14 protein-coding genes and 1 pseudogene are annotated in these 13,406 nt (G+C 70.7%); 10 read left to right on the top strand and 5 right to left on the bottom strand.

What is annotated here, in order from left to right:
- Entirely contained in the window at window positions 1-1,989 is a 1,989-nt protein-coding gene (locus BLV96_RS38570) for a terpene synthase family protein (protein WP_167379887.1), read from the bottom strand.
- Between the two features lie 144 nt (window positions 1,990-2,133).
- Between BLV96_RS38570 and BLV96_RS38565 the strand changes: the two genes are divergently transcribed.
- The 3 genes from BLV96_RS38565 (at window position 2,134) to BLV96_RS38555 (ending at window position 4,142) form a co-directional block, all read left to right on the top strand.
- Window positions 2,134-2,427 (top strand): GNAT family N-acetyltransferase, encoded by a 294-nt coding sequence (locus BLV96_RS38565; RefSeq protein WP_091390183.1) that lies wholly within the window; start codon window positions 2,134-2,136, stop codon window positions 2,425-2,427.
- 4 nt (window positions 2,428-2,431) lie between these two features.
- On the top strand, window positions 2,432-2,878 hold the full coding sequence (locus BLV96_RS38560) for a hypothetical protein (protein WP_086685264.1): 447 nt from the start codon (window positions 2,432-2,434) through the stop codon (window positions 2,876-2,878).
- Between the two features lie 247 nt (window positions 2,879-3,125).
- Entirely contained in the window at window positions 3,126-4,142 is a 1,017-nt protein-coding gene (locus BLV96_RS38555) for a S1 family peptidase (protein WP_091390181.1), read from the top strand.
- A 52-nt stretch (window positions 4,143-4,194) separates the two neighbouring features.
- On the opposite strand, the gene BLV96_RS38550 is transcribed toward BLV96_RS38555, so the two are convergent.
- On the bottom strand, window positions 4,195-4,818 hold the full coding sequence (locus BLV96_RS38550; protein WP_091390179.1) for an SAM-dependent methyltransferase: 624 nt from the start codon (window positions 4,816-4,818) through the stop codon (window positions 4,195-4,197).
- 75 nt (window positions 4,819-4,893) lie between these two features.
- Window positions 4,894-6,018: pseudogene (locus BLV96_RS38545) on the bottom strand (discoidin domain-containing protein).
- 627 nt (window positions 6,019-6,645) lie between these two features.
- Between BLV96_RS38545 and BLV96_RS38540 the strand changes: the two are divergent.
- The 6 genes from BLV96_RS38540 to BLV96_RS38520 all read left to right on the top strand — a co-directional run bounded on the left by BLV96_RS38540 (window position 6,646) and on the right by BLV96_RS38520 (window position 11,431).
- Window positions 6,646-7,374 (top strand): SDR family NAD(P)-dependent oxidoreductase, encoded by a 729-nt coding sequence (locus BLV96_RS38540; RefSeq protein WP_091390177.1) that lies wholly within the window; start codon window positions 6,646-6,648, stop codon window positions 7,372-7,374.
- Between the two features lie 68 nt (window positions 7,375-7,442).
- Window positions 7,443-7,691, top strand: coding sequence for a hypothetical protein (locus BLV96_RS49430; RefSeq protein WP_143051083.1), 249 nt, complete (start codon window positions 7,443-7,445; stop codon window positions 7,689-7,691).
- A 6-nt stretch (window positions 7,692-7,697) separates the two neighbouring features.
- On the top strand, window positions 7,698-8,561 hold the full coding sequence (locus tag BLV96_RS38535) for a DUF6338 family protein (protein ID WP_091390175.1): 864 nt from the start codon (window positions 7,698-7,700) through the stop codon (window positions 8,559-8,561).
- Window positions 8,558-9,763 carry a cytochrome P450 gene (locus BLV96_RS38530; protein WP_091390172.1) on the top strand — a complete coding sequence of 402 codons (1,206 nt, stop codon included), beginning with the start codon at window positions 8,558-8,560 and terminating at the stop codon, window positions 9,761-9,763. The genes BLV96_RS38535 and BLV96_RS38530 overlap by 4 nt, the downstream gene beginning before the upstream one ends.
- Before the next feature lie 10 nt (window positions 9,764-9,773).
- Window positions 9,774-10,613 (top strand): SCO6745 family protein, encoded by an 840-nt coding sequence (locus BLV96_RS38525; RefSeq protein ID WP_091390170.1) that lies wholly within the window; start codon window positions 9,774-9,776, stop codon window positions 10,611-10,613.
- Window positions 10,614-10,675: 62 nt separating this feature from the next.
- Window positions 10,676-11,431 carry an SDR family NAD(P)-dependent oxidoreductase gene (locus BLV96_RS38520; protein WP_091390167.1) on the top strand — a complete coding sequence of 252 codons (756 nt, stop codon included), beginning with the start codon at window positions 10,676-10,678 and terminating at the stop codon, window positions 11,429-11,431.
- Here BLV96_RS38520 and BLV96_RS38515 read toward each other — a convergent pair whose 3' ends face one another.
- Complete coding sequence (locus BLV96_RS38515; protein ID WP_091390164.1) at window positions 11,432-11,839, bottom strand: VOC family protein; 408 nt, start codon at window positions 11,837-11,839, stop codon at window positions 11,432-11,434. It abuts the gene before it with no gap.
- A gap of 10 nt (window positions 11,840-11,849) precedes the next feature.
- Window positions 11,850-12,410 (bottom strand): CGNR zinc finger domain-containing protein, encoded by a 561-nt coding sequence (locus BLV96_RS38510; RefSeq protein WP_244180796.1) that lies wholly within the window; start codon window positions 12,408-12,410, stop codon window positions 11,850-11,852.
- 65 nt (window positions 12,411-12,475) lie between these two features.
- On the opposite strand from BLV96_RS38510, the gene BLV96_RS38505 reads away from it, so the two are divergent.
- On the top strand, window positions 12,476-13,345 hold the full coding sequence (locus BLV96_RS38505) for an alpha/beta fold hydrolase (protein ID WP_091390161.1): 870 nt from the start codon (window positions 12,476-12,478) through the stop codon (window positions 13,343-13,345).
- Window positions 13,346-13,406 lie beyond the last annotated feature (61 nt).

Genomic DNA, 13,406 nt, shown 5'->3' with positions numbered 1-13,406 from the left:
TCAGCGGCCGGCGGGCAGCAGGGACGAGATCCGCAGCGACGACGTCCCGATCCCGGTCGGGCCGCTGAACCGCGGGTGGTGACCCAGTTCGGTGCCGGTGTACCGGCCGGCGTGCTCGTGCCAGTGCGCCACGCCCGCCAGCCAGTCCCGCAGCGTCGCGTCCCCCGTGTGCCGGAACTCCGCGAGCCGCGCGTCGGCCAGGTCGGCGACCACCGCGAAGGCGCGTTCCTCGGGGCAGCCGAGGAAGTTCCGCACGACCAGGACGGAGTTGTTGAGCTCGCCCTCGAACCGGATCTCCTTGCGGTAGGAGTACAGGTCGTTGAGCAGCCCGCCGTAGTCGGCGGCGAGGTGCTTGAGCGCCGGCCGCGCGTCCGGTGCCGTCAGGGCCATCGAGAGGTCCGCGCCGAACGTCCGGCGCCGCATCTCGATGTGGTCGATGGGATCCGGGACCCGGTTCTGGGCCAGGTTCGCCAGCCGCCACAGCCAGCTTCCGGTCATCGACTCGACGGCCCGCCGCACCGCGTCGCGGTCGTCCGTGCGCGGCCAGAGGTCGGCGAGCGCGGTTTCGACGGGGTTCAGCGGCGTCGGAGCGTCTCCCATGAAGAGCTTCAGACGTTCGAGCCACGCCTTCGCCGCGGCGAGGTCGCGCGTCGCGCCGAAGACCTCCTGGAAGTAGTCGTCGGCGTAGGTGCTCCAGGTCAGCCAGTCGCTGGTGACGTCGAGCCGTTCGGCCGGGGCGTCCGGGTGGATGCCCGCCGCGCACAGCGGCAGGTCGGCGGCGCGCAGCTTCCGCTCGTCCCACACGGCGCCGTCGAGCAGGCCCATCGCGCGCGCCCAGTCGACGTTGCGGCGGCGGCAGGCGTCCAGGTGCCGGTTCAGCCGCACCGGGAACGGCGGCTCGACGCTCGGCCGCGCCACGCGCACCTCGCCGAACGGCGGGTGACCGTAGGCCCGCAGCCGCTGTGGCGCGGTGGCGAGCACCGACGACAGGATCCGCGCGGCCGGCGGCCGGTCGTCGAGGGCGCCTTCGTTCATGTACCGGCTGGACCGCAGGTGCCACTCGTGGCCGCCGGACTGCCAGTCCTGCAGGCCCTTGACGTAGGCGAACGTCGCCGCGCGGGCCGCCGGGTCGACGCCGTGCTCGTCGAAGAGCGCGGGGACCTCGGTGAGCGCCGTGTGCTCGAACTGGTGCAGCCGCGAGGTGATGAGGTCGTTGACGGCCTCGGCCGCCTCTTGCGTGGGCAGGTCCAGGAACTTCTCGAACACGAGGACGCCGTTGGACAGCTCGCCCTCGTCCTGCACTTCGCGTTGGTAGGAGAAGAGGTCGTTGCGCAGGTGGACGCTGTCGGCGAAGCAGTCGCGCAGGACTTCCAGGGGTCTCGTCGCGGCGATCGCGTCCGGGACTTCGGCGTGCACCGAGTGTTCGACGAGGTTCGCCGACCACGGCGCGCCGCCGACCTTCCGCCGCATCTCGACGTACTCGATGGGGTTGGCGAGCCGGCCTTCGTTGATGTTCGCCAGTTCCCACAGCGACTCTTCGAGCAGCGCCTTCGTGCTGTCGACGAACCGGCGCCGCCACGCGGCCGTGCGGTGCGGGACCGTCCGGTTCCACAGGTCGGCGAGGCCGCGCTCGACCGGGTTCTCCGGGGTCGCGGTGATCTCGCCTTCGGCGGGCATGAAGAGGTCGATCCGGTCGAGGTAGGTGCGCGCGCTGTCGATGTCGCCGGTGCGCTTGTACAGCTCGAGGAAGTGGTCGTCGAAGTAGAAGACCCAGACGTACCAGTCGGTGATGACGTCGAGCTCGTCCGCGCCGGCGTCCGGGTGGGTGTAGGCGCAGAGCAGCGCGTAGTCGTGGGAGTCGAGGTCGTGCTCGGTCCAGATGACCGTGCCGTGCTGCGGGACGTCGATCATGTCCATCCCGCGCGCCCACGCCTTGCTGTGCGTGCGAGCCCGTTCCAGGTGCGGGTTCAGCCGCGCCGGGTAGGGCATGTAGAACTCGGGGAGGACGAACGGCTGCTCGGGCACCCAGTGAGGCAACCAAAGACGCGGGTGCCCGCCAAGAGGAGCAGCCGGGGTTGCACACGAACGGGTCGGGCACTTCCCCCGGCCGGCCCAGTGACGACAGGAGTGCCGATGACCGAGAACCGAGTGGTCGACAACCCCGACGAGAGCCGCTACGAGGTGTGGGTCGACGACAAGCTGGCGGGTTCGGCGTACTACGACGAGCGCGGCGAGCTGACGGTGTTCACCCACACCGAGGTCGACGACGCTTTCGCGGGCCAGGGGCTGGGGAAGGTCTTGGCTGCCGGCGCGCTCGACGACGTCGTCGCGAAGGGGCGGACGATCGTGCCGGTGTGCCCGTTCATCGCCGGGTACCTGAAGAAGAACCCGGGGTACGAGGACCACGTTCGCCGGCCGAAGGGCTGAGCGGGTGTTCGGCTGGAAGAAGAAGCTCGACGGCCTGAACGAGCTGACGGCACAGCTCAGGCCCGACCTGAGCCGGGAATCGCTCGGCGTCGGACCCGATTTCCCGGGCGTCGCCCCGAACCCGCTCCTGAGCGGCGAGGCGCGGAAGCGCACCGCGGAACTGCGCACCGGGGTGCTCGCGCTCGGCGTTCTCGTCGACTGGCGGGAGGTCAACAGCAATCCACGCGTGGTCCTGATGTTCGACGTCGAGACCGCCGACGGCCGCTCGTTCCGCGGTATCGCGGACGAAGACCTCACGATCACCGAGCTCACCCGGCTCGCCCCCGGGCAGAAGCTGCCGGTGCGCTACCGGCCGGCCGTCATGGACCACTGCGTCGCCCTCGCCCGGGACGCGGACCCCGCCCGGGTGCGGCAGCTCTTCGACGAGATCGCGAGCCGCAAGCGGTCCTGACCCGAGGCCATCGGCCGACCGTTCGTGACGTCCGGTGGCCGAAGGGCTGCGCCGGTCGGTCGCCTCCGGGCGCCCGACCGGCCCGTTCTTACGCCGAACGCAGCAGTGTCACTGCGGCGAACGGGTCCAGAACGCGAGGTATGTCCAGATCTGCTGGTTATTAACCAACCTTCGTCGGTGTTGCGTTGGTTGCCCGGCAACGAAAGTGACCGGCGCAGGCTTCGAACCGGCAAACTGGAGGAAGTTGATGACTCCCCGGAAGACCGCCCTCAAGACCTTCGCCGTCTTGTCGGCTGCCGCGCTGACGGCGGGCGTGTGCTCGTCGGCGGCGACTGCGTCCCCACTGGCCTTCGCGGAACTGCAGGCCCAGGCGATCACCAGCGCCACCCAGGTGGCGAGCGCGCTCGGCGCCGCTTCCGGCGGTGTCTACCTCGAAAACGGCAAGGCCGTCGTGAACGTCGTCGACGACGCCGCGGCCCAGAAGGTGACCGAGGCCGGCCTCACCGCGAAGAAGGTCAAGCACACCTTCGCCGCGCTCACCGGTGTCAAGAACCAGCTCGACGCCGTGAAGAACGTCCCGCAGACCGCGTGGGGCATCGACACCAAGACCAACCAGGTCGTCGTGAAGGTCTACGACGCCGCCAGCAAGGAGACCACCGACAAGGTCAGCGCGGCGGCCGCGAAGTACGGCGACAGCGTCCGCGTCGAGCACCGCACCGGCAAGCTGGAACTGCACATCCAGGACGGCGACGCCATCCAGAACAGCCAGGGCCGCTGCTCGCTCGGCTTCAACGTGACGCGCGGCGGCCAGCCGTTCCTGCTCACCGCGGGCCACTGCACCAACCTCGGCGGCACGTGGTCCGGCGGCGACGTCTCCGGCGCGCAGGTCGTCGAAAGCGACTGCCCGGGTGCCGACTCCGGCCTGCTGACCCGCCCGAACGGCTCCGGCCCGGGCGAGATCAACACCGGCCAGCAGATCACCTCGGCGGCCGAGCCGACCGTCGGCGAGCAGATCCAGAAGCAGGGCTCGACCACCGGCGGCGGCAGCGGCGAGGTCACCTCGGTCGACGAGTCGGTCAACTTCGACGTCGGCGTCCTGAACCACGAGTTCGGCACCACGGCCCACACCGACCACGGTGACTCCGGCGGCCCGGCCTACGACGGTTCGAAGGGCCTCGGCACGCTGTCCGGCGGCGACACCGTGACCAGCTACTTCTACCCGCTCACCCTGGAGCTGCAGGCCTACGGCCTCGAGCTCGCCTGAACCACGATCGCGAGGGCGGCACTTTCACGTGAAAGTGCCGCCCTCGCGCGTGTCAGGCTTCGAGCCGCTTCGCGCGGTAGACGGCGTCGGTGTGGTGGCCCTCGCCGCGCGTCTCGCACGTCTCGACGAGCCACTCCCAGGCGTCGCCCAGGTAGCTGGTGATCTCCTCCGGCTCGAAGTACAGCTCCTCCGGCGGCTTCTGGCCGTCGAACTCGCGCATGGCCTTCGGCGAGTGCCCGACGACCAGCAGCGACCCGCCCGGCCGGATCGCCTTGGCGGCCGCGGTGAAGACGTCTGCGCGGAGCTTCGGCGGCAGGTGCATGTACTGCGCCGAGATCAGGTCGTATTGCTCCTCCGGCTGCCACTCCAGGATGTTGCGGTGCAGCCAGCGGACGTTCACACCCGCCTCCTTGCCCGCTTCCTCCGCGCGGGCGAGCGCGACGGTCGAGATGTCGGCGCCGTCGACCGTCCAGCCGCGCTTCGCGAGCCAGATCGCGTCGCCGCCTTCGCCGCAGCCGAGGTCGAGCGCGCGTCCGGGCGTCAGCCCCTCGACCTCGGAGCTGAGGTTCGCGTTGACGTTCCCGCTCCAGATCCGGTGCTCGTCGCGCTGGTACATCGCTTCCCAGAATTCCTGCTTGAGCATGTCTTCGACGATCATGGGGCCCTCGTGCGGCATGGTTCCTCCTCGGTGACGTCCCCAGCATGCGGAGGACGTCACCGAGGAGGCAAATCGCGTTGCCGGAATGGCAACTCAGGCCGTGCCGTACACCTGCATCTCGTACAGCGAGTAGCCGTACGACGTGCCGCGCGTGACGCCGTTCATCCGCACGTAGCGGCCGCTGCCGGTCAGCCCGGTGAGGTCGTCGGTGGCGCCGTTGCCGGTCGTGGTGCTGTAGATCGTCGTCCAGGTCGTGCCGTCGGCCGAGGTCTGGATGCTTTAGGCCTTGCCGTACGCGGCTTCCCACGTCAGCTTGACGTGCGAGACCTGCTTGGTGGCGCCGAGGTCGACGCGCAGCCACTCGGCATTGCTGCCCTCCTTGGATGCCCAGCGCGTGCTCGTCAGGTTGCCGTCGAAGGCCGCGCCCGCCGGGTAGGACGACGACTCCGTCGAGGACGTCGTCGCCGTTTTGCCCTGGGAGAGCAGGGTTTCCGTGCCGCCTCCGCCGGTGACCGTGACGCCCAGGGAGGCGGTCTTCGTCCCGCCGGCGATGGTGATCGTCGCCGAACCCGGGTTCGCGGACGCGGCGGCGGCGACCGTGACGGTCGAGGTTCCGCCGGCCGGCACCGACGCCGGTGCGAAGGACACGGTCACGCCCGCGGGCGCGCCGCTCGCGGACAGCGTCACGGCGTCGGTGCTGGTGACGGTGGCCGTCGCCGAGGTGCCCGGCGCGACCGACACCGACGACGGCGTCACGCTGAGGCTGCTCGGGGCGCCCGCCGCGGTGAACGTCCAGCGGGCCTGGGTGCCCGAGCAGCTGCCCGCGGTGAGCGTCGTGCCCGAGGCGCGGAAGCACTTCTTGCTCGTCTGGATGTCGGAAATGGTGCCGTCGGGGTTGATCGACCACTGCTGGGCCGGGCCGCCGGTGCACGTCTGCAGCACGATCGAACTGCCGGAGATGCCCGCGCACTTGTCGTCGATCACGAGGAAAGCGCCGTGGAAGGTGAACCGCTGGGCGTCGCTTCCGGTGCAGGCGGCCACCTTCAGCGTCGTGCCGCTGCTCGGGGCTTCGAGGCACGTGCCGGTGGAGTTGTTCTTGTACTGCCCGACCGTCGTGTTCGGCTGGGCGCCGCCCCAGCACGCACCGGTGCTGGTGTTGAAGATCGGCGTCGCGTCGTAGTCCTCATTGGAGGGCGGGTCGACGACGACTGGTTCCATGACCGGCGTGTTGTCGGCGTTGTAGTGCGTGAGCGCGTCTTCGCAGTCGATCGCGTCGAAGGCGCTGCCGCCCTTGCCGCCGAGCCAGAGGTCGATGTGGCGCAGGCCGGGTCCGCCGTTCGGGCCCTGGCTGTTCCAGTCGTCGGAACACTCGTCGCAGCCGTCCTCCATGATGAAGTACTTCTTCACCCGCGGCACCCAGACCTTGGTGCCGGGCTTGAGTTCGTCGCTGCTGGTGGCGAAGGTGATCGGGTCGGCGTAGGTGCCCTTGCCGCCCGCGGTGTCGTGGATCTGCGGGTAGGAGATGTCGCCGCCGGGCGGCGTGTTGTCCCACCAGCCGTAGAAGGTGAGGAAGGTGGGTTGCGTGGTGGCCGCGCTCGCCGGGCTCGCGCCGGCGAGCGCGGAGGTGAGAGCGAGGAACAGGGTCACGACGAGCACGAGCGCGCGCCGGGTCATGCTGCCTCCGGAAGGGGTGGGGCGGACGATGACTGCGGCGTGGGTCCAGGTTCGCCGGGCGGGGCCGCGCCGTCAAGACCTGTTCGTAAAGTTTCCTAACGAATCCGGTTTCGTGTCCCGGTCGCCGGGAAAACCACGCGCGCCGGGGAGCCGCTCGGCGAAGATGACGCCATGAGCGAACAACGGGAAGTCGTGGTCACCGGGGGCGGCACGGGCATCGGGCTGGCGATCGCCGCCCGGTTCGCGGCGGCGGGTGAGCGCGTCACGATCACGGGCCGCCGCAAGGACGTGCTCGAAGCGGCGGCGGAGAAGCTGGGCGCGCGGGCGGTGGCGTTCGACGCGAGCGACCCGGAGGCGGTGCAGGCCGCGCTGGCGGAACTGCCTTCGCGGGTGGACGTCCTGGTCAACAACGCCGGCGGCAACACCGACCGCGTCCGGGAAGCGCCTGCTCCCGGGGACCTGGCGGGCCTGGCCGACGCGTGGCGGGCGAACTTCGAAGCGAACGTCGTTTCCGCGGTGCTGGTCACCTCGGCGTTGGAGCCGCGGTTCGCGGACAACGTGCGGGTCGTGACGCTCGGTTCGATCGCGGCGAAGCAGGGATCGGGCTCGTACGGCGCGGCGAAGGCGGCGATCGAGGCGTGGAACACGGACCTGGCCCGCCGGCTCGGCACGGCGGGCTCGGCCAACGTGGTGGCGCCGGGAGTCACGTTGGACACGGAGTTCTTCCACGGCACGGTTTCCGAGGAATGGGTGGCCGAGCGGGTATCGGTGGCGTTCGACAAGCGAGCGGGGACGCCGGAGGAAGTGGCGGCGGCGGTGGAGTTCTTGGCTTCGGTGGAGGCGGGGCATGTGACCGGGCAGGTGGTTCATGTGAACGGAGGGGCTTACGGGGCGCGGTAGCGTCGTTCGTCATGGCCACATCCCCTCGCGCGCGGTATCGTGAAACGGCCATCGCGAGGGGATGTCCGATGAACATGTCCGGTTCCGGAGTCGACGAACTCGATCCCATGGAAGCAATTCAGGAAGACGTCGATTCCGCGGTTCCGGTGGTTCCCTCGCTGGAACCCGACGAACACGGCTGGGTTCACATCGACCATCTCGGTCATGGTGACCATCCCATCCATTCGGAATGCCCACCTCCCTGTTATCAAGTCGTGCTTCCCGAGATCGATTCGGAGGACGGCCCACCGCCGCGGCGGAGCGGGCCGACCAGCTGAGCGGCCATGATCCCCCAGACGCTGGGCGCGTTGGCCGCGTTCCTGGCTTTGGTCGCGCCCGGGATCGTCTTCGAACTGCGCCGTGAACGTCATTGGGCGCGGCGTACCGAGACGGCCTTCCGGGAAGCCGCGCGGGTGGCGCTGGGCAGCCTGACCTTCACGATGGCGGCGGTGCTCGTCCTCGCCGCGTTGCGGGCAGTCAGTGGCGGACGGCTGTTCCTCGACACCGAAGCATGGCTTTCGACGGGGGAAACCTACGCGCGGCAACACCTGACGCTCATCGTCGTCAGCGTCGCCGTCGAACTGGCTCTGGCCTGCGGGCTCGCGGCAGCCTTCGACCTCGTTCTCGGCCGGTACGGGCGCGAACGCGCTTCCGTGCGGCAGTGGTCGGCCTGGATGGAAGCGCTGCGGCTGGATCGTCCGAGCGGAACCCGACCCTGGTTGCACGTCCTTCTGGACGACGGATCGTCGTTCTTCGGATATCTGCGCTCCTACACCCCGTCGGGACCGATGGCCGATCGCGAGCTCGTGATCGAGGGTGAGTCCTTGACTTACCAGGGAAAGCCGCTCGGTGGCGGCGATGAATTCGAGAAGAAGGTCATCGGCGACACCTGGCACCGCGTTGTCCTGCCCGGTTCGAAAATCAGCTACCTGCGCGTCTGTTACATCCATCAGAAGACCGGCGAGCTGATCCGGGATCCCGAACACCGGCTCCGGCCCGTCGAACCGGCCAAAACCGGACGAGTACGCCGAGCGGTCCGCGCGCTACGCCATCCGGGTCGGAAGTGGGTCGAACGTCCCACGACCGCCCCGGTTCTCTCCATGGTGGAAGTGTCCAGACCACCGGATGAGAGGTGTGATCCGCCGTGACGGCAGCATCCGCAACCCCGGCCCTCCCGACGGCACGACCGGCCGGATGCCCGTTCGACCCGCCCGAAAACTACGCCGCCCTTCGCGAAACCGCGCCCACCTCGCAGGTGCGCTGCCCGGCGGGCATGGATGCCTGGCTCGTGACGCGCTACAGCGATGTCCGCGCCGTGCTCGCCGAGCGGACCATGAGCTCGCGCGGGGCTTCCTCGGTGCACGTCAACCCGAACGCCGACCTCGACGAGGAGGTCAGCCCCGGCTCCATCATCCAGCTGGACGGCGCCGCGCACTCGCGCATCCGGAAGATGGTGATCGCCGAATTCACCGTGCGGCGCGTGGAAGCGATGCGCGGCTACGTCCAGGAACTCGTCGAAACCCACCTCGACGCGATGCTCGCCCGGCCCGGGGAAGCCGATCTGGTGCGGGACTTCGCGTTGCCGATCCCGTCGCTGGTCATCTGCGAGCTGCTCGGCGTCCCCTACGCGGACCGCGCGCGCTTCCAGCGGCAGAGCGGCCTGCTCGTCAGCACCGACGCCACCCGCGAAGAAGGCCAGCAGGCTTACGACGAGCTTTCCGGGTTCCTCGCCGAACTGTTCACCGACAAACAGCGGAATCCGCAGGACGACCTGTTCAGCAGGCTCATTTCGCGCGGCGAGACCACCGGTGACCCGCTCACCATGGAGGAACTCGTGGTGCTGGGCCTCAGCCTCCTGGTCGCCGGCCACGAGACGACCGCCAACATGATCGCGCTCAGCACGCTCGTGCTGCTGGAACACCCGGCCCAGCGCGACGTCGTGCTGTCCGCGCCGGAACGCGCCGTCGAGGAGCTGCTGCGGTACCTGTCGGTCGTGCAGTTCGGCGTGCTGCGGTACGCGACCGCCGACGTCCAGGTCGGTGACCGGGCGGTCAAGGCGGGGGAGTGGCTGGTGGCCGCGCTGAACTCGGCGAACCGCGACGAAGACCTGTTCGCCGGCGCGGACAAGCTCGACTTCCACCGCGACTCGCCGCGCACGCACGTCGCCTTCGGCTTCGGGGCGCACCAGTGCATCGGCCAGCAGCTCGCGCGCGTCGAACTCCAGGAAGCGTTGACGCGGTTGTTCCGCCGCGTGCCCGATCTGCGGCTCGCGGTGCCCCGGGAGGAGCTCGCGTTCAAGCACAACACGCTGGTCTACGGGGTGCGGGAGCTGCCGGTCGCCTGGGGCTGAGAATGGCGGCATGACACCTTCACCGGCGCGGCGGCTGTGGGCGGCCGTCGAACCCCTGCACGCCGTCGTCTACTTCGCGCCGGAGACGGCGGCCGCGGCGAAGGAGGCCGGCCTGCGGGGGTACTGGATGGGGTACTTCGCGGGCCGTCTCGCGCCGCTGGGCCCGGTCGGGCCGGTGCCGGCGACGGCCGTGCTGTTCGGCTTCGCGCCCGCGATGGTGGCGCGGGCGCTGCCGGACGCGTGGGCGTTCGCCTCGCCGGACGACGTGCTCGGCTCCCGGCTGGCCGCCGTCGAAACCGCGCTGGAGCGGGTCGTGGGAACCGAACACGGCGAACTGGCGGAGCTGCTGGAACGGGCCGTCGCCGCGTGCCGGTTCGACGGACGTCCGCTCGCGGCGGCGTGGTCCGCGGTGCCCCGGCCGGCCGGCGTGCTGGGCCGGCTCTGGCTGGCCGCGACGGTCCTGCGCGAGCACCGCGGCGACGGTCACGTCCTGGCCGCGGTCCACACGGGGCTGACCGGCCTGGAGACCACGCTGACCCACATCGGCGACGGGGTGCTCGGCCGCGGCGACGTCCAGCCGCACCGGGGCTGGACCGAGGACGACTGGACGTCGGCCGCCGAGCGCCTGCGGGCCCGCGGCCTGCTGGATCCGCAAGGCCGGCTGACCGCGGAAGGGACGGCGGTGCGCACCCGCCTCGAGGAGGACACCGACCGCCTGGCGTCGGCACCCGTCGAAGCACTCGGGGCGGAGCTGGACCGGGTCTTGGAGCTGGCGGTCCCGCTCAGCCGGGCGGTCGTCGACGCGGGCGTCGTCCCGGTCCCGAACCCGATGGGCGTCCCGCGCCCCTGACGTGTCGATTCCGGCGGGTCCCGTTCGACGCACGGGTGAACCCGGACCCATCGGAGGGACACATGACCCTGCTCAACGGCAAGAACGCGATCGTCTACGGCGGTGGTGGCCGCATCGGCTCGGCGGTGGCCACGGCCTTCGCCGAGGAGGGCGCGCGGGTGTTCCTCGCGGGCCGGACCCGCGCGCGGCTCGACGTCGTCGCCGAACGGATCCGCGCGGCGGGCGGCGCGGCCGAAGTGGCGGAGGTCGACGCCCTCGACGAGCGGGCCGTCGACGAGCACGCGGACGCGGTGGCGGCCGAGGGCGGCCTGGACATCTCGTTCAACCTGATCGCGCACGGCGACGTCCAGGGGACACCGCTGATCGACATGGCCCTCGCCGACTACGAGCGCCCGGTGCTGACCGCGGTCCGGACGCAGTTCCTGACGGCTCGCGCGGCCGCCCGCCACATGGTGAAGCAGCGGTCGGGCGTGCTCCTGCTGTTCGGCGGCGCGGGCGAACCGGTGCGCGAGTTCGCGGTCGGCGGCCTGCAGATCGCGTTCCACGCGCTCGAGGCCATGCGCCGCCAGCTGGCCGCGGAGCTGGGCCCGCACGGCGTGCGCGCGGTGACGCTCCGGACCGGCGGCATCCCGGAGACGCTCCCGGCGGACTTCGCGGGCCGCGAGGCGATCGAGGCGAGCATCGCGGGCAAGACGCTGCTGGGCCGCACGGCGACGCTGGCCGACGTCGGCGCGGTGGCGGCGTTCGTGGCCTCGGACCGGGCCCGCACGATGACGGCCTCGACGGTCAACGTCAGCTGCGGCGCCCTGGTGGACTAGCTACTTGCGGGACGAGATCTGCTGCACCATCCAGGCGTTGCCGTCCGGGTCGGCGAAGTGGACGAAGCCCACGTTGTCCAGGTTCGCTTCGCCGTCCCACGCACCGCTGCCGAAGACCTCGATCTCGCTCACCTCGACGCCGCGCTCGCGCAGCATCGCGTGGGCCTTCGGGAGGTCGTTGACCACCAGCTGCAGGCCCTTCAGCGAGCCGGGTGGCATCTCCGGCACCGCGCCCTTGCCGATCACCACCGAGCAGCCCGAGCCCGGCGGGGTCAGCTGGACGAACCGGGCGCCTTCGCCGACCGTCATGTCGTGGTCGACGGTGAACCCGACTTGCTCCGCGTAGAAGGCCTTCGCGCGGTCCAAGTCGGACACCGGCACCACGACCACTTCGAGCGTCCACTCCATGTGACGCACATTACCCGCGCCGCTCGACCACCAGCCGCTGGTGGCGGGCGGCGCGGACGCGGTCGCCGCACGTCGTCGAGCACCAGCGGCGGCGGGCGTGCTCACGCAGGAAGAACCGCACGCAACCGTGGGCCTCGCACGGGCGCACCAACGCGCCGAGTTCGCCGGTCACGACGTCGATCGCGTCGCGGGCCAGTGCCGCCAGGGCCTCATCCAGGCTGCCCGGGCGTGTGCTGCGCCACTCGCGGCGGGGCCAGACGAGCTGCGGCGCGGCGGCGTCGGCGCGCGCGGCCGCGTTCACCGTCTCGACGGCGGCGGCGGACGGCTCGCGGTCCTCCGCCAGCGCCGTCAGCAGCTCGCGAACCGCGGCACGCAGGTCCGTGACGCGGCGGAGGTCGCCGGCATCGAGTGCGGGCAGGCCCAGCCACCCGGCGGCGTCCGCGGGCCCGGCCAGGTCGTCGTCCTCGCCGCCCGCGGTCAGCCGGCGGGTGTTGACCAGCGCCAGCGCGGGCGAGCGCTCCTCGCCGGGTGCCGCAGTGACCACGTTCGCCTCCCGAAGTCCGGTCTTCATGTTGACAGCCTACGCTGTCTCATGGATAAATGAGTCAATAAACATGAGACGTGAAGGAGTGACCGATGGTCGCCGTGCACCACCGCTACGCCACCGTCGCCGGGCACCGGCTCTTCTACCGGGAGGCCGGGCCCGCCGACGCACCCACGATCGTGCTGCTCCACGGGTTCCCGACGAGCTCGCACATGTACCGGCACCTCATCCCGGCGCTGGCCGACCGCTACCACGTCGTCGCGCCCGACTACCTCGGCGCGGGCGCGTCCGACGCGCCGCCGGTGGGCGAGTTCACCTACACGTTCGACGCGCTCGCCGAACTGACCCTCGGCCTGCTCGACGAGATCGGCCTGGACCGCTTCGCGCTCTACATCCAGGACTTCGGCGCCCCGGTCGGCCTGCGCATCGCGGCCGGGAACCCGGAGCGGGTGACCGCGATCGTCACGCAGAACGGCAACGCCTACGTCGACGGGCTGGGCGAGGGGCTCCCGCAGAGGCTGGCCGCCGGCACGCTGTCCGAAGACGACCTGCGCGGCATGGTCAGCCTCGAAGCGACGAAGGCGCAGTACCTCGACGGCGTCCCGGACCCGGAGCTGGTCAGCCCGGACGTCTGGATCCACGACCAGGCCCTGCTCGACCGGCCCGGCGGCGCCGAAATCCAGATGGCGCTGCTCGCCGACTACCACCACAACATCGGCCTGTACCCGAAGTTCCACGAGTACTTCCGGACCAGCGGGGTCCCGCTGCTGGCCGTCTGGGGCGGCAACGACGGGATCTTCATCGCCGACGGTGCCCGCGCCTACGCCCGCGACCTGCCCGACGCCGAGATCCACCTGCTCGATTCGGGCCACTTCGCGCTGGAGAGCCACCTGGACGCCATCGCCGGGTACGTCCGGGGCTTCCTCGGGCGGGTGCTGCCCGGTGACCGGGATGCCGGTTGACCACGCGGTCCAGGCCCTCGTAGGGTTTTTTCCGACCTCCGCCGTCGCCAGCACTCATGGA

The sequence above is a fragment of the Amycolatopsis pretoriensis genome, from assembly GCF_900107925.1.
In the GTDB taxonomy this organism is placed as follows: Bacteria; Actinomycetota; Actinomycetes; order Mycobacteriales; family Pseudonocardiaceae; genus Amycolatopsis; species Amycolatopsis pretoriensis.
Note: the sequence above shows the minus strand (reverse complement) of the source record. Positions and strands in the feature narration are given on the sequence as shown.